Source organism: Flavivirga rizhaonensis, from assembly GCF_004791695.1.
GTDB lineage: Bacteria > Bacteroidota > Bacteroidia > Flavobacteriales > Flavobacteriaceae > Flavivirga > Flavivirga rizhaonensis.
Genome location: NZ_SRSO01000012.1, coordinates 115,726 through 136,095 on the forward strand (window position 1 = coordinate 115,726; position 20,370 = coordinate 136,095).

The 20,370-nt window shown below is 33.1% G+C and carries 15 protein-coding genes and 1 pseudogene; 12 read left to right on the plus strand and 4 right to left on the minus strand.

Going from position 1 to position 20,370, the window contains the following annotated elements; genetic code table 11:
• Nucleotide 1: 1 nt before the first annotated feature.
• The 4 genes and pseudogenes from EM932_RS10585 to EM932_RS10600 all read right to left on the minus strand — a co-directional run bounded on the left by EM932_RS10585 (nt 2) and on the right by EM932_RS10600 (nt 4,154).
• A complete protein-coding gene (locus EM932_RS10585; RefSeq protein ID WP_135877158.1) occupies nt 2–1,825 on the minus strand; it encodes an arylsulfatase in 1,824 nt (607 codons plus the stop codon).
• Between the two features lie 10 nt (nt 1,826–1,835).
• Nucleotides 1,836–2,825 (minus strand): Kelch repeat-containing protein, encoded by a 990-nt coding sequence (locus EM932_RS10590; protein ID WP_135877159.1) that lies wholly within the window; start codon nt 2,823–2,825, stop codon nt 1,836–1,838.
• Between the two features lie 55 nt (nt 2,826–2,880).
• A pseudogene (locus tag EM932_RS21225) lies at nt 2,881–3,105 on the minus strand (IS1595 family transposase); the annotation flags it as partial.
• 176 nt (nt 3,106–3,281) lie between these two features.
• Nucleotides 3,282–4,154 (minus strand): AraC family transcriptional regulator, encoded by an 873-nt coding sequence (locus EM932_RS10600; RefSeq protein WP_135877160.1) that lies wholly within the window; start codon nt 4,152–4,154, stop codon nt 3,282–3,284.
• Nucleotides 4,155–4,296: 142 nt separating this feature from the next.
• Between EM932_RS10600 and EM932_RS10605 the strand changes: the two genes are divergently transcribed.
• From EM932_RS10605 to EM932_RS10660, 12 genes are all read left to right on the plus strand, one after another.
• Nucleotides 4,297–5,307, plus strand: coding sequence for a zinc-binding alcohol dehydrogenase family protein (locus EM932_RS10605; protein ID WP_135877161.1), 1,011 nt, complete (start codon nt 4,297–4,299; stop codon nt 5,305–5,307).
• Nucleotides 5,308–5,314: 7 nt separating this feature from the next.
• A complete protein-coding gene (locus EM932_RS10610) occupies nt 5,315–6,967 on the plus strand; it encodes a UxaA family hydrolase (protein ID WP_135877162.1) in 1,653 nt (550 codons plus the stop codon).
• Between the two features lie 88 nt (nt 6,968–7,055).
• Entirely contained in the window at nt 7,056–8,486 is a 1,431-nt protein-coding gene (locus EM932_RS10615; RefSeq protein ID WP_135877163.1) for a tagaturonate reductase, read from the plus strand.
• Nucleotides 8,487–8,516: 30 nt separating this feature from the next.
• Nucleotides 8,517–10,046 (plus strand): alpha-L-fucosidase, encoded by a 1,530-nt coding sequence (locus EM932_RS10620; protein ID WP_135877164.1) that lies wholly within the window; start codon nt 8,517–8,519, stop codon nt 10,044–10,046.
• Between the two features lie 2 nt (nt 10,047–10,048).
• Nucleotides 10,049–10,879 carry an amidohydrolase family protein gene (locus tag EM932_RS10625; protein ID WP_135877165.1) on the plus strand — a complete coding sequence of 277 codons (831 nt, stop codon included), beginning with the start codon at nt 10,049–10,051 and terminating at the stop codon, nt 10,877–10,879.
• A gap of 14 nt (nt 10,880–10,893) precedes the next feature.
• The gene (locus EM932_RS10630) at nt 10,894–11,685 is read left to right on the plus strand and encodes an SDR family oxidoreductase (RefSeq protein WP_135877166.1); all 792 of its coding nucleotides are present in this window, start codon (nt 10,894–10,896) and stop codon (nt 11,683–11,685) included.
• A gap of 86 nt (nt 11,686–11,771) precedes the next feature.
• Entirely contained in the window at nt 11,772–13,115 is a 1,344-nt protein-coding gene (gene fucP / locus EM932_RS10635) for an L-fucose:H+ symporter permease (protein ID WP_135877167.1), read from the plus strand.
• Between the two features lie 11 nt (nt 13,116–13,126).
• Nucleotides 13,127–13,474, plus strand: a complete 348-nt coding sequence (locus EM932_RS10640; protein ID WP_135877168.1) for an L-rhamnose mutarotase — start codon at nt 13,127–13,129, stop codon at nt 13,472–13,474.
• 854 nt (nt 13,475–14,328) lie between these two features.
• The gene (locus tag EM932_RS10645) at nt 14,329–15,327 is read left to right on the plus strand and encodes a GntR family transcriptional regulator (RefSeq protein WP_135877169.1); all 999 of its coding nucleotides are present in this window, start codon (nt 14,329–14,331) and stop codon (nt 15,325–15,327) included.
• A gap of 1 nt (nt 15,328) precedes the next feature.
• On the plus strand, nt 15,329–16,813 hold the full coding sequence (locus EM932_RS10650) for a xylulokinase (protein ID WP_135877170.1): 1,485 nt from the start codon (nt 15,329–15,331) through the stop codon (nt 16,811–16,813).
• A 16-nt stretch (nt 16,814–16,829) separates the two neighbouring features.
• Nucleotides 16,830–18,155 carry a xylose isomerase gene (xylA, locus tag EM932_RS10655; RefSeq protein WP_135877171.1) on the plus strand — a complete coding sequence of 442 codons (1,326 nt, stop codon included), beginning with the start codon at nt 16,830–16,832 and terminating at the stop codon, nt 18,153–18,155.
• A gap of 18 nt (nt 18,156–18,173) precedes the next feature.
• Nucleotides 18,174–19,847 (plus strand): sodium:solute symporter, encoded by a 1,674-nt coding sequence (locus EM932_RS10660; RefSeq protein ID WP_135877172.1) that lies wholly within the window; start codon nt 18,174–18,176, stop codon nt 19,845–19,847.
• The last annotated feature ends 523 nt before the right edge of the window (nt 19,848–20,370 follow it).

The window sequence follows — 20,370 nt, forward strand, 5'->3', positions numbered from 1 at the left end:
TTTATAATTTTTTGACATAGGTATAATAAGCTATATTTTCTTCTCCTTCCGAATTCGTAAAACTAGCTATTAACTTTGTTTTCCCTGATTTTAAATGCACTTTAAAATCTGCCGATTTATCAGTACCTGAAACCTTCACATGTTCACTCATATTGCTTCCTATCTTAATGGATGCGTTAGTGAAATTTAGGTTAGCTCCTTCGGGAATATCAAACTGCAATCCAGGAAGTTCTTCTGTGGTTACTTTTGGTGCTGTTGTATTTATCAATAAATCTGACTCTATAGGGTACCTTCTTAAAGAAATCTCATAATAGCCTTCATGTTTTACATCGATACTCCAATAACCAGATCCTACATTTCCTTTTCTAATTTGAATTTGATTCCAAGGGTAATCTTCTTTAGCAGAATGCACATCATGGGCTGTTAAGGTTACAGGAGTTTCTTCCTCAATTCCAATTTTAAAGAAGATCTGTTCATCAAATTTACCAGAGATACGTGTCCACCATTCTTCATAAAAATTGCGCATTGCTTCTACCCTTTCTGGATATTGAGAAGCAATATCATTCGCTTGTCCTTTATCCTGCTCTAAATTATAAAGTTCTGCTCCATTAATTAATCGCCATTTATTTTGCATCACTGAAGCATTTTTCCATTTTTTCGGAACCTCCAAACGTTGCGAATCTGTAATTAACATTCTATCATTTAAACTCTCAGTACCCTTTAGCATTGAAACTAAGCTTTGCCCATGGATTTCTAAATGCCCTTTAGGCAACTTTAAATCGCATAACTCTGCTAATGTTGGCAAAATATCTATTTGAGCTGTTAATTCATTAATATCTTTAGATACATTAATATTTCCATTTTTCCAATGAATAAAAAATGGGACCCTGTGTCCTCCTTCATACTCGCTGCCTTTGGTACCTCTCATACCTGCATTAAAACCTGTAATCTTTCCATTTTTATTATAATACCCTGATGATGTACCATTATCGGTCATGAAAATTAAAATCGTATTATCGGCAATATTTAATTCGTTCAAAGTACTTCTTAGTTTTCCAAAATTATCATCAACGTTAGTAATCATCCCATAAAAACGTTTTTGTGTATCTGCTAAAAGATCATTACTTAAGTCTTTATACATATTATAATAGTCCACAGGAACATTATAGGGACCATGTGGTGCATTCGTTGAAATGTAACAAAAAAATGGTGCTTCTTTATTCGTTTGAATAAACTTAATAGCCTCCTCGAAAAACACATCGGTACAATACCCTCTATACTTAATCGGTTTTCCATTTTTAAAATAGGTGTCATCAAAATAGTCGTTACCCCAATAATCTGGTGTTTGTTGTACGCCACCACCATAATGCATAACGGTTTCTTGAAAACCACGGTCATGAGCTCTAAAAGGATAATTATCACCCATGTGCCATTTACCAAAAGCGCCTGTTACATATCCATTTTCTGTAAACATATCCGCGACTGTTTTTTCGTCTTCTCTTAGTAAAGACCTACCTCCTACTGTATGCCAAACACCAGTACTATTTGCAAATCGACCAGTCATTAAACCAGAACGGGTTGGAGCACACGTAGGATTAACATGGAAATCTGTTAGGTGATAACTTTCATTATAAAAATCATCAATGTTTGGAGTTTTAATAATTTTATTTCCATGTGCTCCAATATCACCATAGCCTTGATCGTCTGTGATCACTAAAATCACATTGGGTTTTTCTGTTTTTCTTGTTATGTCTTCGTTTTTTGTTTTACAACTCATAAAAACTAAAACGATCAATAGCGCATCTATTTTGATAGATTTCTTCATTGAAAGTATTTTAATATTTTTCCATGGTATTTAACTCTGGAGAACCTCCTCTGTTACCACAACCCGAAGCAATGTATATTTCATTATTAAATAATACAGCTCCAGTACCATGTCTCCCTTGTATTAAAGGAGGGTAATTTCTCCACGTATAATTTTTGGTATTTAAAGCCTCAACCTCGCTATGCGCTGTCGCCTGATTTATGGATTCCCCTCCAATTACCAAAACATCATCGTTGTATAGCAAAGCTATATTTCCAGCACGTTTGGTTGGAATCCCTTTTTCTAAGGTTGTCCAAGCTTTCTTCTTTATGTCATAAACATCTACCTCTGCAATGGTTTCTTTAAATGTAGCGTCTGGTGCTTTTGATAACCGTCCTGCTAGCACATAAATTTTATCATCATTTTCTACGGCTTGAAAATGATCTCTTGCTCTTGGCGCATCTGGAAGTACCTGCCATACCCCTGTTTTTAAGTTATAACTGTCTAACCATTTTTTATGTCCACCTATATGACCATTACTAATTCCACACGATATATAAACCACTTCTTCTTTAATAATATTTCCTGTAGAGCCTCTTAACCTATTTTTAGGAATCGGATCACCTTTTATCCAAGTGTCATTATTTGTATTATAAATATAGACATGCTCTACTGGTGTTTCTGTAGGGTACTTGCCTGTTAATGCACCGATAATATATATATTCCCCTGATAAACAATAGGTTGAAAATGATGAAACTCTATGGGTGGTTTTTTTCCTAAAGTCCATTTTTGGGTTTTAGTATTGAAAATACTAACAGACCTTATACCTCTTCCTCCTAGTAAATAAAATGTATCTCCTACATTTACAAACGCAGCTTCATGTCTTGCAATAGGTGCTGAATTATCGGATGCAGCAACCTGCCTCCATAATTTTTGAGGTTCAGAACTACCTTGCTTATACCCTTTACAGGATAAAATAAGTAAAAACAATACTATTGTAATCGATTTTTTTTCAGACATCTTTTTGGTTTTTATAAACATTTATTACATTCAAACATAAAAAATTATTGAGTTATTAATTTAGTTTCCATACTATTTGTTTTTGAGTAATTGGTTTATGATTTAACATTTTCATAATAATATTATACCAAATAGTTTTCTTTCATTGTGATCTATTGATTCTGTAAGCAAACTCAGCAAAGTATTTTTGAATATGATCTTTACTTACGTGAGTTGGTATTGTTCTTAGCCAAGACTTCTCATGATGTATTTTAATATGAAGTTTCTTAAAGTTTTTTCCTTTACATTTTGAAGACTTAAATCCATCTTGCCATTTATATTTAGCTAAATAGGCACTAGATATATCATCTTTTGGTAGTTCTTTTACAAAGTTTAGTATATTTTAATCTTCAAATTGTTCAATAGTATATTAAAGGTAATAAAACACAGAATTCATTTTAATAAGTCAATAGATTATTAATACTTCACTTTCTTATAATGCTGGATGTAAACCTTGGGAGACATTGACATAAGCGCTTTAAATCTTCTATTAAAATTAGAAATATTATTAAAACCAGACTCATAACATACTTTAGAAATGTTTTTATTTCTCTCCATTAAAAGCTTACAAGCATAACCAATTCTAACTTCATTCAAGTATTCTGAAAATGATTTACCGTTTACCTTTTTAAAAAGCCTACTAAACGATGATGGATTCATACAAGCTATTTTTGCAATATCAATAAGTGTAATCTGTTCTTTAAAATTATTAAATATATACTCGTAAGCTTTATCTAAGTTCCTATGACCTCCTTTATTAAAAGAATTTATAAATCCTTTACTAGCTAATAACTCATAGGTTTCACAACGCGCCAAATCGTTTAAAACATCAATAAAACTTATAATTCTATTAAATCCATTAAGACTAGAAATCGTTTTTATTTTATGTACTAACTCTAGACTAATATTCAGGAATTTTATACCATATTTAGATCTCTCTATTAAATCTGAAATTGGTTTCATTTCACTAATATTAAAAAATGCCTTTCCAAGAAAATCTTGTTTAAAATGAATAGCAACCGCTTCTGCTTTAAGTTTAGACGAGGCCTCGAAATACTCGTCATCATTTAACCACATATGCGGCAAGTCTTTACCTATGAGCACTAAATCTCCCTCATCAAATTTAAGAATGCTATCGCCTACAAATCGAGTTCCTTTACTTTTTATAGAGAGCACTAATTCCAGTTCTCTGTGATGATGCCAAATTTTTAAAAAATATGGATAATTATGATGCGTAACACTAAATGTATTATTTTTTAAGTCACTTCTATCTATAAAATGAAGTTTCATACACACCGCTGTTTATTGATTTTATTATACAATAATAGCTTAAATATTTTTTTTAATGCAATTAAAGTATCATAAAATGCCTTCTATGAGGTAGATTTAGCTTAAAAATGGGGCTAATTTTGTATTCTTAATATACATTTTTATGAAATACATTGTTTGCGAAAAGCCAGGAGAATTTCTTTTAAAAGAAAAAGAAGCTCCAGTTAGAAAAGAAAATGAAGCTTTATTACAAATAAATAAAGTTGGTATATGTGGAACGGATCTGCATGCATACTCTGGAAATCAAGCCTTTTTTACTTACCCAAGAATTTTAGGGCACGAATTGGCTTCTGAAGTTCTAGAAATAGGAGACAATCCTCAAGGAATAAAAGCTGGAGATAAAGTAGTTGTTATGCCTTACGTTAGTTGTGGAAAATGTATTGCTTGTAGAAATGGTAAAACCAATTGTTGTACCAATATTACAGTACTTGGGGTACATGGTGATGGTGGTATGCAAGAGCAAATAACTGTACCTACAAATATTTTACTTCCTGCAAATAACCTTTCTAATGATGAGATGGCTATTGTAGAACCTTTAGCAATTGGTGCACATGCAGTTAGAAGAGCAGATATTAAAAAGGACGAATTTGTTGTGGTTGTAGGTTGCGGCCCTATAGGGATTGGCATCATGAAATTAGCACAAATTGCAGGAGCAAAAGTCATTGCTTTAGATTTAAATGATGATCGATTACAATATGCCAAAGACAAAATTGGTGTTGACTACACTGTAAATGTAGGTAATGATCCTGTAAAGCAAATCTCAGAAATCACTAATGGCGATATGGCAACCGCAGTATTTGATGCATCGGGTCATAAAGGTGCTTTAGAAGCAGGTCCAAATTATATGGCTCATGGTGGTAGATTTGTACTAGTAGGTTTATCCAAAGGTGAATTAACGTATACACATCCAGCAATTCATGCTAAAGAAATAACATTAATGTGTAGTAGAAATGCAACTACAGAAGATTTTGAACATGTAATAAGTGTTCTAGATCAATTTCCAACAGACTCTTTCATTACGCACACTGTTCCATTTACAGAAATGATAGACAATTTTGATAGTTGGTTAAACCCAGAAACTGGCGTTATTAAAGCGACAGTAAATTTTAATTAAAATATAGATGTCTAAGAATTACGTCCAAATAGATCCTAAAGACAACATTATTGTAGCCATTACACCTCTTGAAAAAGGAACAACAACTACAATTCAAGGTACAGATATTATCTTAAAAGAAAATATAAAACAAAAACACAAGTTTGCCTTAAATGATTTTGCTGTAGGTGATGAAATTTTCATGTATGGCGTGCTCATCGGGAAAGCCATAGAGCCCATTCAAGCTGGTTGTGCTATTACTATTGATAATGTTAAACATGCCTCTGCCGAGTTTCAAGACTCCAAAGAAAAATTTACATGGTCTGCTCCAGATGTTTCAAAATTTGAAGGAAGAACATTTAATGGTTATCACAGAAAAGATGGTAAAGTAGGCACAGGAAACTATTGGTTAGTAATTCCATTAACATTTTGTGAAAATAGAAACGTTGATGTTTTAGAAGGAGCACTTTCTGAAAAATTAGGATACGAAACAAAAAAAGATTTTGCTGTAGACACAGATGCTTTAATCAAACAATACAAAGCCGGTGCATCAAAAGATGCTATTCTAAATACCCCTATTATCACGACTAAGGAAGAAATGACAAAAAATCGAACCTTTCCTAATGTAGATGGTATTAAGTTCTTAAAACACGATGGTGGTTGTGGTGGCATCCGCCAAGATTCTGAAACGCTATGTAAATTACTGGCAGGATATATTTCAAACCCGAATGTAGCGGGAGCAACTATTTTTAGCTTAGGGTGCCAGAATGCACAGATAGAAATGCTACAGAACGCATTGGATGCTATTGATCCTAACTTAGATAAACCAGTTCACTATTTAGAACAACAAAGAAGTGAGAGCGAGCGACAATTAATTGAAGAAGCTGTTAAACACACATTTTTAGGGCTTATTGAAGCTAATAAAATTACAAGACAACCTGCTCCTCTAAATAAATTAGTACTAGGTTTAGAATGTGGGGGTTCAGATGGGTTTTCAGGAATTTCTGCGAATCCAGCTTTAGGCTATGCATCCGATTTATTAGTAGCACTCGGAGGAAGCCCAGTACTATCTGAATTCCCAGAATTGAATGGTGTAGAACAAGAAATCATCAATCGCTGCGAGACAGAAGAAGACTCAAAGAAATTCTATGATTTAATGAGAGCTTATTCTGCTGCTGCAGTAGCGGTAGGTTCTGGATTTGAAAACAATCCTTCGCCAGGAAACATAAAAGACGGTTTAATTACAGACGCTATGAAATCGGCAGGAGCTGCTAAAAAAGGAGGTACATCTCCAGTAACCCAGGTTTTAGATTATACCGAGCAAGTAACAAAACCAGGCTTAAACTTATTATGCACCCCAGGAAATGATGTAGAGTCTACCACTGGTTTAGTAGGTTCTGGATGTAATATTGTGGTATTTACAACAGGGCTTGGAACACCTACTGGTAACCCCATAACGCCAGTTCTGAAAATGTCTAGTAACACATATTTATATGAACGAATGAATGATATTATAGATATCAACGCAGGAACTGTGATTAGCGGGGAAGATACTATTGAATCTATGGGTGAAAAAATATTAGATCACATTATAAAAGTCGCCAGCGGTGAAGTGGCTTCAAAAGCAGTGCTACATGGCAATAACGATTTCATTCCTTGGAAGCGAGGGGTTTCTTTATAATTATAAAAAACATATTTAATATCATAATTGGAATTGTCATCTTAGAATCTTTTTACAGTCAACAAAAAAAAACAAAAATTAAAAATTAATGCAAGAATTAAATAGACATACAGCTACTGTAAAAACTTATACAGAGCGCATTATACAATTTGGAGAAGGTAACTTTTTAAGAGCCTTTGCAAACTGGATGATTCATGAAATGAATAAAAAAGCAAACTTTGATGCAGGTGTTGTAGCTGTACAACCTATTGATCAAGGTTTAATTAAAATGTTGAACGATCAAGATGGATTGTACACATTGTATCTGAATGGTATAAAAAATGGACAAGCCATTAGTGAACATGAAATTATCGATTGTATACAAAGAGGTATCAATCCTTACGAAAACTACATAGAATATTTAGCAAATGCTGAAAATCCAGACTTACGTTTTGTAATTTCTAACACCACTGAGGCTGGAATTGCTTATAATCCCGACGATACATTAAAAGACACACCACAATCCAGCTATCCTGGCAAATTAACAGCATTATTATATAAAAGATTTCAAACTTTTGGTGGTGCTTCAGACAAAGGTATGATTGTAATTCCCTGTGAATTAATCGACAAAAACGGCGATAATTTAAAGCGAATTATTCTGAAATATGCTGCCAACTGGAATTTGGGTGATGCTTTTGTAGAATGGATTAATGAAGACAATATTTTCTGTAATACTTTAGTCGATAGAATTGTTCCAGGATATCCTAAAGATAAAATGGATGCCATTACTAAAGAATTAGGCTATAAAGACAATTTAGTTGTTGAAGGTGAGCAATTTCATTTATGGGTTATCGAAGGGCCTGCTTCTGTAAAAGAAGAGATTCCTGCTGAAGTTTGTGGTTTAAATATTGTGTTTACAGACAATATGGAACCTTACAGAACGCGTAAAGTAAGGATCTTAAACGGTGCGCACACAACCTTGGTCCCTGTTGGATATTTATACGGTATTGATAAAGTACGTGAGTCTTTAGAAGATGATGTGGTTGGTGGTTTCTTAAAAGATACTATTTTTAAGGAAATCTGCCCTACTTTAGACCTTTCTAAAGAAGAGTTAGATCAATTTTCTAATGACGTATTAGATCGTTTTAGAAATCCTTATTTGGAACATGCATTGATTAGTATTTCATTGAATTCAACGTCTAAATACAAAACAAGGGTGTTGCCTTCATTGCTAGAATATATCAAAAGAAAAAATGAATTACCAAATAGATTGTTGTTCTCACTAGCTTCATTAATTGCCTTTTATAGGGGTTATAGAGAGAATGAAGCTATTACCTTAAAGGATGATCAATTTGTATTGGATTTCTTTGCTTCGCAATGGGCAACTGGAGACATCCCTAGAATAACAAAAGCGACCTTATCTAATACAGATTTTTGGGGAACCGATTTAACGCAATTTGATGGTCTTCTAAATAGAGTAACAAATCATTTAGAGAACATCATTACAAATGGTATGAAACAAACATTAAGCACTTTGTAAAATGAAACAACCTTATTTAATCATAAAGATATGAAAGTTTCTTATTTAAAAGTTTTAGCTTTTCTTTTTATTATTTCTTTAGTTAGTTGTATGGCCAAAGATGAAAAAAAAGAGACTGTAGTTTTAAAGGAAGAAACATATAAAGATGATTGGACTTCTTTAGGAAAACATAACGAAGCTCCAAATTGGTTTAAAGAAGCCAAATTGGGGATTTATTTTCATTGGGGAATCTATTCTGTACCTGCGTATCATGATGAGTGGTATCCTAGATACATGCATTTAGAAAAACACGATGTTTACAAACATCATGTTGAAAAATATGGACACCCGTCTAAATTTGGATACCATGACTTTGTACCAATGTTTAAGGCTGAAAAGTTTGATCCAGAAAAATGGGCAATGTTATTTAAAAAAGCAGGTGCAAAATTTGCAGGTCCTGTAGCAGAACATCACGATGGTTTTGCCATGTGGGATAGTGAAAAAACACCTTGGAACTCTATGGATAAAGGTCCTAAGCGAGATTTAACAGGAGAACTAAAAAAAGCTATTTCATCAAAAGGCATGAAGTTTATAACAGCCTTTCATCATGCAAGAAATCTACAAAGAAACACAGAATTGAACCAAGCAAATTGGAGAAGCCATTATCCATATATAGAAGGTATGCCTCCAACATCTAAAGATCCAGAATTAGCTTATCTGTATGGTAATATTCCTGAAGAAAAATGGAATAAAGAAATTTGGTTAGGAAAATTAAAAGAAGTTATTGATAAGTACCAACCAGACATTATTTGGTTTGATTTTATGTTGGACGCCATTCCAGAAAATTATAGAAAAGAGTTTGCAGCTTATTATTTAAATGAAGCTGAGAAACTAGATAAAGATGTCGTAATTGTTAGAAAACAACACGATCTACCTTTGTCTATGAGTGTTATGGATCTGGAGAAATCTCGTAAAAACGTTATTGGAACCAAAACCTGGATGACTGATGCTACTATTAGTAACGAAAGCTGGTCTTATAAAGACAATCTGAAAGTAAAATCTTCAACCGATATTTTACACATGTTGATAGATATTGTTAGTAAAAATGGTGTTTTACTACTAAATGTTTCTCCTATGGCAAATGGAATTATTCCGAAAAACCAAGAGAAATGCTTACTGGAAATGGGGGCTTGGTTGGAAAAATACGGAGAAGCTATTTATGGAACTGAAGCCTGGTATACTTTTGGAGAAGGACCTACAAAAGAACCCGAAGGACATTTTGGAAATCATAAAGCCTTTCATAAAATAAAGTATTGTAATAAAGATATTCGTTATACTACGAAAGATTATAATATTTATGGTATTATTATGGGAGCAACAGTCCCTAATAAAGAAATTTTATTGACGTCTTTTGCAAAGAAAAACATCAAAGATACTGTTAGAATAGAATCTGTCTCTATTCTTGGAAATGATGAAAAAACAGAATGGTCTATAGATATAAAAGAAGGTTTAAAAATTAAACTACCTTCAAAAATAGTAGATGAAAAAGCTACAGTAATTAAAATAAAAATATCAGCATAAAAATGAACATAGATTCTCATCAGCATTTTTGGAATTATGAACCAGTGAAACACGAATGGATTGACGATAGTATGTCTGTAATTCGTAAAGATTTTTTACCTGATGACTTAAAAAAAGTATACGCTGAGAATGGTATTGATGGCTGTGTAGCTGTACAAGCAGATCAAACACTTGTTGAAACAGATTTCTTATTAGATTTGGCTTCTAAAAATAATTTCATTAAAGGCATTGTTGGCTGGATCGATTTAAGAGCAGACAATCTAGAAACAGTTTTAAATACATACAAAGAACAGGAAAAACTAAAAGGTTTTCGACACGTAGTCCAAGGTGAAGAGGATCCTAATTTTTTATTACGTCCTAATTTTTTAAAAGGAATTTCAATTTTAGAAAAGTACAACTATACATATGACATTTTAGTGTTTCCTCATCAATTAGGAGCTGTTTTAGAGCTTGTAAAACGATTCCCTAATCAGAAATTTGTTATTGATCACATAGCAAAACCCTACATAAAAGATGGTTTTTATGACGGGTGGGCCGTCTTAATGAAAGAAATTGGAAAACATAAAAATGTATATTGTAAGTTATCCGGGATGATTACAGAAGCCGATTTTAATACATGGACACCTGCTCAAATACACCCCTATATGAATTTAATTTTGGAAGTTTTTGGAGCTGAAAGAACTATGTTTGGGTCGGATTGGCCCGTTTGTTTAGTAGCAGGGAATTATAAAAGAGTAAAAGCATTAATAACGGAGTTTATATCAAAAATGAGTTTTACAGAACAAAATGCTATTATGGGAAATAATGCTATTAAATTTTACAGTTTAAAATAATAAAAAATATAAAAATGGATTTAGGATTAAAAGAAAAAGTAGTTGTTATATCAGGAGCTGCAGGCATTGAAGGCAGTATTGGGGAAACCATTTTACAAAAACTAGCAGATGAAGGCGCTATACCTGCTATTATAGATAGAAATGCCAGAGGTTTTGGTTATGTTGAAAAATTACAAAAAAGAGGTATTGATGCCATATTTTGTCAGACCGATGTTACCAATCCTGATCAAATTAAAAATGCCATGGATACTATTTCAGAAAAATATGGTAAAATAGATATAGTAATTAACAATGTAGGCGTAAATGATGGTGCTGGATTAGATGCTTCTTACGAAGATTTCATGAACTCATTAAAGCTTAATATGGTAAGCTATTTTTTAGTCGTAAAACATGCTTTGCCTCTATTAAAAAAATCAAAAGGAAACATTCTTAACATAGGGTCTAAGGTAGGATTAACTGGACAAGGTGGAACATCTGGTTATGCGGCATCTAAAGGCGGTGTACTAGGGTTAACTCGCGAATGGGCTGTGGATTTAATTAAACATCAAATTAGAGTTAATGCCATTATTATTGCAGAAAGCTGGACTCCTGCTTACGATAATTGGATAAAAAAACTTGAAAATGGTGAAGAAAAATTAAAATCAATCGTCAAAAAAATTCCTTTAGAAAATAGAATGACAACTCCAGAGGAAATAGCAGATACCTGTCTGTTTACAATTTCTAAAAGATCATCACATACCACTGGGCAATTTATAACCGTTGATGGCGGATATGTCCATTTAGATCGTTCTTTATTAACAGAATAAATCATTTGTTATACGATTTAAAACAAAACAACCATTTTTTGAATTTACCAAGATATAAATTTATACATTAACTAAAAACGATAATAATGAGCAAACTTAAGAATATACCCGTGGTTCCAAAAGAGCTATTGGTTCCATTTATAGCAGCAACATCAATCTTTGCCCTTTGGGGATTTGCAAACGATTTAACGAACCCTATGGTAGCTGCTTTTAAAAAGGTTATGATTCTTTCTAATAAAGAAGCCTATAATGTACAATTTGCATTTTATTTTGGCTATGGTGTTATGGCTATTCCAGCTGCTCTTTTTATAAGAAAGTTTAGTTACAAATCTGGTATTTTACTTGGCCTTGCACTATATGCAATTGGAGCCGTACTTTTCTACCCAGCCGCACTTGAAGGAAGTTATACGTATTTTTTAATTTCTCTTTTTGTCATTACATGTGGACTTGGATTTCTTGAAACAACATCCAATCCACTTATATTATCAATGGGAGACTCATCAACTGCTACACAACGATTGAATCTTGCTCAATCTTTTAACCCTATAGGGTCACTAACAGGAATGATGATTGCAAAGTTTGTAGTACTTGACAGAATTTTATCGGCAGATTATGATGATAGTTCAGAAATTGTCGCCCTTGGTGCTGAGAAAGCTGCCGAAATAAAGGCGCATGATTTAGATATTATTAGTACACCTTATATAGCTGTGGGTCTATTTGTTGCTTTGGTTTTCTTTATTATTTTGAAAACTAAAATACCTTCTATGACTATGGGAGAAAACTTATCTATTAAAGAATCTGTTAATAGAATTTTTAAAAGTAAAACCTATCTAGCTGGAGTTATTGCTCAAATGTTTTACGTTGGTGCGCAAATCATGTGCTGGACAGCAATTTTTCAATTAGTTGAATATATCAATGAAGGCTATAATGAAGCTGATAAAATTGATGGTACTTTTTGGAATATTGCAGCTATGATTCTATTTGTATCAACAAGATTTGTAGGTACAGCTTTAATGAAAAAAATAAACCCCGCAAAAATGCTAACTTATTTTGCTATTGCTGGAGCTGCTTTATGTATTGGAGTTATAATGACAACTGGATTAACAAGTTTAATTTGTTTAGTATTAGTTTCTGTTTTTATGTCTATTATGTTCCCAACCATATATGGTCTGGCACTTAAAGATATGGGAGAAGAAGTAAAACTAGCGTCATCTGGATTAATAATGGCTATAGTAGGAGGTGCTTTTTTACCTAAAATTCAAGCTGCCATAATGGATTTTGGAGATACAGTAAATGATGAAGAAGTTTTTGGCGATGTTGTATCTGGTGGGATTACAGAAATTCATTTTTCGTTTATACTACCAATGATATGCCTTCTATTTGTAGCACTTTATGGAATTTACGCTTATAGAGTAACTAAAAAATCTTAAATTTTAAAATGATGAGTACTAAAAGATTTTGTTATTCATGTGATTTAAAGGATAATCCTAAACTTATAGCTGAATACAAAGAATATCATGCAGCAGGAAATGCATGGCCAGAAATAACAAAAAGTATAAAAGATGCGGGTATTGTTGATATGGAAATTTACTTAACAGGAAACAGAATGTTTATGATTATGGAAGTTGATGAAACTTTCGATCCTGTTAAGAAATCTGTAATGGATGCCAACAACCCTAAAGTACAAGAGTGGGAAAATCTCATGTGGAATTACCAACAAGAATTACCTTGGGCAAAAGATGGAGAAAAATGGATTGCCCTAGAAAAGGTATTTAAATTGGGGAATTAATAGCAAATCCATTTTTAATTGATTTAAAGAGGCTGTCTGAAAAGTGGTTAATCTTGTCATTCAGAGCAACGCGAAGAATCTTATTTCACTCATAATCAGGGTCATATATTTTAAAGAGGTTCTTCATTCCATTCAGAATGACACTTTTTAGATAGCCTCTTTTTATTATTTACCAGTCTTGTTATATCATTTCTTGTTTGAAATTACTGTAAAATAAAATAATGATTTTTTGCTTTATACAAAATATAAAAATAAAGCATAGCCTCAGTTACGGTTTCTTTTTCTATTGAAGTAGAAGGCGAAAAAGGGTGTTTTATTACGGTTATTTCAAATGAGAATTGGTATTACTTAAATTTTGACAACATATTCGCTAGGTATAACTCCAAACTGTTTTTTGATACATTTTGCAAAATATAAAGCCATATTAAACCAATCATATGTATAATTTCTTTAACTGAAAAATCACTTTTTTTAAAAAGCTAAACAGCTCCTTTTAAACGAATATTTCGAATAAATTTACTTGAAGATAATCCAGTTATCTCTTTAAACTTCAAGTATAATGATCCTTTGTAATTCATCTGTTTTTTTTTCAAAATATTCTACCTCTAATTTCTTCAAGGTAAAACATATTAAAACCGTTTTCACCTCCAGATAATAGTTATCCATTTTCAGGCTTTAATCTTGCTAATTACTGAAACTCATTATTTTGAAGCCATCATTAGTATCATACTTTTTTAAACACCTTTTTAACAGGATCAAACTTAAAATGCTGTAAAATATTTGTTAAATATGCTAAATTAAAATTGTTATTTTTTATATATTTACAAACCAGAACAGAACAGTATAGGTTATACATGAAAAACAAACTTATTTTTAATATTGATATTAATAGCGATATTCCTAAATACCAGCAATTAATCAATACCATAAATGATGCCTTAGCAAACAACACTATGCTTGTTGGAGACATGTTACCTTCGGTAAATAGTATTTGTAAAGAATATAAACTATCAAGAGATACCGTTTTTAAATCCTATACCATATTAAAAGAACAAGGCGTAATAGACTCAGTTCCTAACAAGGGGTATTATGTTGCAAATGTTACTAGAAAAGTACTTTTAGTGTTAGATACATTTAAGGCTTATAAAGAAGTTTTGTATCATTCATTTATAAATAATTTACCAGATAATGTCATTACAGATGTACAATTTCATCATTACAATATCGAAAATTTCAAAACCATATTAAATAATAGTAAAGGAAAATATTATAAGTATGTTGTTATGGGTTTTGACAATGAAGCAATCTCTTCTGTTTTGGATGGGTTTAGAAACGAAAAGCTGCTTTTAATAGACTGGAATATACATTCTAAAGCTAGCAACAATTATGTATGTCAAAATTTTGGTGATGCCTTTTTTAATGCATTAAAAGACGCTCGGGAATCATTCAAAAAATATAAAGAGATTCATTTTGTATATCCTAAATTTACTTTCCACCCAGTAGAAGCCATTTCCCATTTTGAGAGATATTGTAACGACTTTCAATTTAAATATAAAGTAGTCACAGATGTAAAAAATTTCAATATTGAAAAACATATTGCTTATATAAGTGTTAGTGATCGTTTTTTAGGAACATTTTTAGAACAATGTCGTAGTAATGATTTGGAACCTGGAGTAGATGTAGGGTTCTTATCATACAACGAAACCCCCATGAAAAAATTTATTTATAAAGGCATCTCTGTTATTTCAACCAACTTTGAAGCTTTAGGGCAAAAAGCTGCTGAATTTATTTACAAAGATGAACCTATGCAGATTTATATACCTACTAATTTAACATTAAGAGAATCATTGTAACATGTATTATATAGGGTATGACTTAGGAAGCTCTTCTGTGAAAGTTGCGATTGTAAATGCAGAAACAGGAGAAAAATTATCAACATTGCATGAACCACAAAACGAAATGGAAATTATAGCCATTCATTCAGATTGGGCAGAACAAGATCCAAACGTGTGGTGGAATTATGTATGCATTGCTACAAAAAGAGTTATTAAAGAAGCTAATATCGACGCTTCTCTAATTTCTGGTATTGGAATTTCTTACCAAATGCACGGTCTGGTTGTTGTTGACAAACAAGGAACTGCTTTACGCAATTCTATTATTTGGTGCGACAGTAGAGCTATTGATATTGGAAATAAGGCATTCGATGCTTTAGGACATAACCTCTGCTCTGATAAACTATTAAATTCCCCTGGAAATTTTACGGCATCTAAATTAAAATGGGTTCGTGAAAATGAACCAGAATTGTATTCAAAAATCTACAAGTATATGTTACCTGGAGATTTTATTGCTTACAAATTAACTGGTGTTATAAACACTACAAAAAATGGTTTATCTGAAGGCATTCTCTGGGACTATAAAAATGATTCATTAGCAACCTTCTTATTGGAGCATTACGGAATTGATCCTTCATTAACGCCTGATATTGTAGATAACTTTACAAATCAGGGAACCGTAAACGAAAAAGGAGCTGCCGAAACTGGATTGCCAGTTGGAATTTCTGTAAACTATAGAGCTGGCGATCAACCAAACAATGCATTGTCTCTAAACGTATTTAACCACGGTGAAGTTGCAGCAACCGGAGGAACTTCTGGAGTTGTTTATGCCGTTACAAACGCATTAAAGTCAAAAGAAGCTTCGAGAATCAATCATTTTGCACATGTAAACTATACAAAAGAAAATCCTACTCTAGGAAAATTATTATGTATCAATGGCGCTGGCATTCAATACCGTTGGCTAAAGGATAATCTGGCTAGTAATTCGTATGAAGACATGAATAACAGAGCCAATGAAATTCCCGTTGGTTCTGATGGTGTTTGCGCGATTCCTTTTGGAAATGGTGCAGAAAGAATGCTAAATAGCAAAAATATTGGAGCTCATTATTGCAACTTAAATTTCAATAAACACCATGACGGACATTTATACCGTGCAGCTTTAGAAGGCATTGCTTTTTCCTTTGTATATGGTATGGATATTATGAAAAATGACCATGCTACAATTAATGTGATCAGAGCTGGAAATGACAATTTGTTCCGTTCAGAAATATTTTCAAATACAGTAGCAACCTTAATTGGGCATGAGATAGAAATTTACAATACCACAGGCTCTGTTGGAGCTGCAAGAGCTGCAGGTTTAACCGATGGTGATTTTGAAAAATTCGGTGCAAACATTACAAAAAATGATCATGTAATGACCTTTGTACCTATAAAAAATAACGAACCCTATATAAAGGCTTATCAAGATTGGAAAAAAGAATTAGAAATTATATTAAACAATAAATAAAATACTTTAGAATAATATGGCAACTATAGGAAACAAAGAGTACTACAAAGGTATTGGCGAAATTAAATTTGAAGGAAAAGAATCTGATAACCCATTAGCATTCAAATACTACAATCCGGATCAAGTAGTTGCAGGAAAAACAATGCGTGAGCATTTTAAATTTTCTGTGGCGTATTGGCATACATTCTGCGGACAAGGGTCTGATCCTTTTGGACCTGGGACACAAAACTTTGAATGGGATCAATCATCTGATCCTGTCCAAGCTGCCAAAGACAAAGCAGACGCTGCTTTTGAATTTATAACTAAAATGGGGTTTGGATACTACTGTTTCCATGATTATGACTTAATTCAAGAAGGTCCCACTTTTGCAGAGTCAGAAAAAAGATTACTAACAATTACAGATTACTTAAAAGAAAAGCAAACAGTTTCAGACACAAAATTACTTTGGGGTACAGCGAACTGCTTCTCAAACCCACGTTATATGAATGGGGCTTCAACAAACCCAGAATTTAATGTGGTAGCCAGAGCTGGTGGTCAAATTAAATTAGCTTTAGATGCTACTATTGCTTTAGGTGGTGAAAATTATGTATTCTGGGGAGGTCGTGAAGGCTACATGTCTTTATTAAATACAGATATGGGACGTGAATTAGACCATATGGGACGTTTCTTAAATATGTGTAAAGATTATGCGCGTGCGCAAGGATTTAAAGGAAACTTTTTTATTGAGCCTAAACCAATGGAACCTTCTAAACATCAATACGATTTTGATTCTGCTACAGCGATAGGGTTCTTAAAAGAATACGGTTTAGATAAGGATTTTAAAATCAACATCGAAGTTAATCACGCTACTTTAGCACAACATACTTTCCAACACGAATTGGAAGTTGCTGCAAAAGCAGGTATGCTAGGAAGTTTAGATGCAAACCGCGGAGATTACCAAAATGGCTGGGATACAGATCAATTTCCTAACAACATCCAAGAAACAACAGAAGCTATGTTAGTATTCTTAAAAGCTGGTGGTTTACAAGGCGGTGGTGTTAATTTTGATGCAAAAATAAGAAGAAACTCAACAGACTTAGATGATGTTTTCCATGCGCATATTGGTGGAGCCGATACGTTTGCCAGAGCCTTATTAATTGCCGACAAAATCATGACTTCTTCTCCTTATGAGACATTGAGAACAGAACGCTATAGTTCTTTCGATTCTGGTAAAGGATTAGAGTTTGAAAAAGGAAATTTAAACCTGGAAGACTTGTATAAAATAGCTCAAGAAAATGGTGAGTTACCTTTAAAAAGTGGAAAACAAGAATTGTTTGAGAATATTATTAATCAATATATATAACCAATAAAATCATAAACTATGAGGAATAATTTTTTAGCCACGCAATCGGTACTGGAAAATTTAGACTGGGTCGTGTTAGGAATTTATTTCCTAGCTCTTGTTGCTGTAGCCGTATGGGTCGTGTTACAAAAGAACAAGAATACCGAGGATTATTTTTTGGCAGGACGAAATGTAGGATGGTTCGTTATTGGAGCTTCTATTTTTGCTTCTAATATCGGATCTGAGCACGTTGTAGGTCTAGCTGGAACAGGTTTTGAATCTGGAACACCTATGGCACATTACGAACTTCATGCTTGGATTGTATTATTACTAGGCTGGCTGTTTTTGCCATTTTACATTAGAAGTGGCGCCTTTACAATGCCTGAATTTTTAGAAAAACGTTTCGATTCACGATCCAGATGGTTTTTATCTTTATTCTCTTTAGTTGCTTACGTACTTACTAAAGTATCTGTAACTATATATGCTGGTGGTATTGTTGTTTCAGAATTACTGGGTATTCCCTTTTGGTACGGTGCTATAGGCATTGTCGTGTTTACTGGAATTTACACCGTTGTAGGAGGCATGAAAGCTGTAATATATACAGAAACCTTACAAACCGTTATCTTAATCTTAGGTTCTATAATCATTACTTACCTAGGATTACAGGAAGTTGGAGGATGGGCTCAACTAAGAGAAACTGTTACAGCTGTAAGCCCAGATCATTTCAATATGTGGCGACCAATGAATGACCCAGATTTTCCTTGGACAGGATTATTAATTGGAGGTACCATTGTAGGTATTTGGTATTGGTGTACAGACCAGTATATCGTACAAAGAACATTAGCTGCTAATAATATTAAAATAGGAAGAAGGGGCGCTATTTTTGGTGCTTACTTAAAATTATTACCAATTTTAATCTTTTTAGTACCTGGAATTATTGCTTTTGCATTATCAATTCAAAACCCGGAAGTTTTTTCTGTTGAAAAAGCGGATAGAGCATTTCCTATGTTAGTAAAAACATTATTACCTGTTGGTTTAAAAGGATTGGTTGCTGGTGGCTTAATGGCTGCATTAATGAGTTCTTTAGCATCAGTATTTAACTCCTGTTCTACCATATTCACTATCGATATATATAAAAAGCTGAAACCTGAAAAATCTGAAAAATCCTTACTTACTACTGGTAAGATTGCTACAGGATTTATTGTAATATTAGGGATTATTTGGATTCCAATTATGGAAAAAATCGGAGGTGGTGTGATGTATCAGTACCTTCAAAACGTACAATCGTATATAGCACCACCAGTTACTGCCGTCTTCTTACTTGGTATTATCTGGAAACGAGTAAACTCTACAGCAGCAATTACAACACTGTTAGCTGGATTGGCTTTATTGGTCATTCGATTAGGCTCAGAAATTTATTATCAACCACAGATAGCCGCTGGAGAAAGTATAGATGGTTTTATTTATGGTTTTGCGACTATTAATTTTGCTCACATGGCCATATTCATGTTTGTTTTCTCGGTGATACTTTGTATTTCGGTTAGTTTAGCAACTACAGCACCTGATTACAGCCTTATTAAAGGACTTGCGTTTGGAACACTTACCGATGAGCAGAAAGTCGCTAATAAAAACAGTTATGATAAAATAGATGTTGTCTTATCAGTAATTCTAGTTCTGTTAGTAATTGGTGTTTTAAGCTATTTTACAGGCTGATAAATTAACATGAGCGACGTTCATTTTAAGCACCAAATCTACCAATGTCGTCGCTTGTGTCACCTTACACAGTCAAAAGGCTCAACCTGACACGTAGAACATAATTTGTTGATTTTTAATAAAAACAGTTTCATCATTAAATCAATGATTTTCAAAAGCTTGTCATGTCGACTAAGCGAAGCATGAGAGCGACGAGACATCTCATAAGGATGGGATTCCTCCTCAATAGTTACGCTATACGTTTAAAATATATTTACCCTCATAGTATTCGGATGACATAGCACCCTTACGAAAAACAACTAAATAGCTGATTGTCAGACTTTAAAATAACGTTAATTTAATAGTCATTGATTTTCAATTAGTTACATTAAAAACACCCCTAAAGTCCCCTCAAGGGGCGATTTCCTAGAATATGGCAAAAATTGGTTATATTATGATTATGGAACAACAATCAATACTTTCAATCACGCAACGTTTCGGTACTCAAGAAGCCTGTATAAGCTACCTTGAGTCGATTCGTTGG

Excerpts from the sequence above, each read along its gene's own strand:
- EM932_RS10660 (WP_135877172.1), top strand. The coding sequence starts at position 18,174 with ATGAGGAATAATTTTTTAGCCACGCAATCGGTACTGGAAAATTTAGAC.
- EM932_RS10630 (WP_135877166.1), top strand. The coding sequence starts at position 10,894 with ATGGATTTAGGATTAAAAGAAAAAGTAGTTGTTATATCAGGAGCTGCA.
- EM932_RS10645 (WP_135877169.1), top strand. The coding sequence starts at position 14,329 with ATGAAAAACAAACTTATTTTTAATATTGATATTAATAGCGATATTCCT.
- EM932_RS10625 (WP_135877165.1), top strand. The coding sequence starts at position 10,049 with ATGAACATAGATTCTCATCAGCATTTTTGGAATTATGAACCAGTGAAA.
- EM932_RS10590 (WP_135877159.1), bottom strand. The coding sequence starts at position 2,825 with ATGTCTGAAAAAAAATCGATTACAATAGTATTGTTTTTACTTATTTTA.
- EM932_RS10650 (WP_135877170.1), top strand. The coding sequence starts at position 15,329 with ATGTATTATATAGGGTATGACTTAGGAAGCTCTTCTGTGAAAGTTGCG.
- EM932_RS10620 (WP_135877164.1), top strand. The coding sequence starts at position 8,517 with ATGAAAGTTTCTTATTTAAAAGTTTTAGCTTTTCTTTTTATTATTTCT.
- EM932_RS10600 (WP_135877160.1), bottom strand. The coding sequence starts at position 4,154 with ATGAAACTTCATTTTATAGATAGAAGTGACTTAAAAAATAATACATTT.
- xylA (WP_135877171.1), top strand. The coding sequence starts at position 16,830 with ATGGCAACTATAGGAAACAAAGAGTACTACAAAGGTATTGGCGAAATT.
- EM932_RS10605 (WP_135877161.1), top strand. The coding sequence starts at position 4,297 with ATGAAATACATTGTTTGCGAAAAGCCAGGAGAATTTCTTTTAAAAGAA.
- fucP (WP_135877167.1), top strand. The coding sequence starts at position 11,772 with ATGAGCAAACTTAAGAATATACCCGTGGTTCCAAAAGAGCTATTGGTT.
- EM932_RS10615 (WP_135877163.1), top strand. The coding sequence starts at position 7,056 with ATGCAAGAATTAAATAGACATACAGCTACTGTAAAAACTTATACAGAG.
- EM932_RS10585 (WP_135877158.1), bottom strand. The coding sequence starts at position 1,825 with ATGAAGAAATCTATCAAAATAGATGCGCTATTGATCGTTTTAGTTTTT.
- EM932_RS10640 (WP_135877168.1), top strand. The coding sequence starts at position 13,127 with ATGAGTACTAAAAGATTTTGTTATTCATGTGATTTAAAGGATAATCCT.
- EM932_RS10610 (WP_135877162.1), top strand. The coding sequence starts at position 5,315 with ATGTCTAAGAATTACGTCCAAATAGATCCTAAAGACAACATTATTGTA.